Origin of the sequence: Corynebacterium sp. HMSC066C02, assembly GCF_001814945.1 — a bacterium.
Classification (GTDB): Bacteria; Actinomycetota; Actinomycetes; order Mycobacteriales; family Mycobacteriaceae; genus Corynebacterium; species Corynebacterium aurimucosum.
Window position 1 is genome coordinate 1 of the sequence record NZ_KV818438.1, and the last position, 335, is coordinate 335.

1 protein-coding gene is annotated in these 335 nt (G+C 53.1%); it reads left to right on the forward strand.

What is annotated here, in order from left to right; all coding sequences use genetic code 11:
- Positions 1-72: 72 nt before the first annotated feature.
- A partial coding sequence (locus HMPREF2996_RS02380; RefSeq protein WP_070729911.1) for an IS3 family transposase occupies positions 73-335 on the forward strand: 263 nt, incomplete at its 3' end.

Consider the following 335-nt stretch of genomic DNA (forward strand, 5'->3'; position numbering starts at 1 on the left):
GGACCTGACCCCTGTTAGGTAGACACCTGATATCCAGCCCTGTTGGGTTGGGAAGAAAGGTAATCTACCACCATGCCTAGGTACTCCGAACAGTTCAAACGTGATGCTGTGGCCCTCTACGAAAACAATGAGGACCTTTCACTTCACGCGGCTTCAGCAGAGCTTGGAGTCAATCGTTCCTCACTTTATTCCTGGCTTAAGCAGTACGGCACCGGCAAGCGTGCCCGCACGAAGACCATGCGCGACAAGGCACAGGCGACGACTGATTCTGAACGAATCCGTCAGCTAGAAAAAGAAGTCTCGAAGCTGCGCGAAGAACGCGACATCCTGCGTAA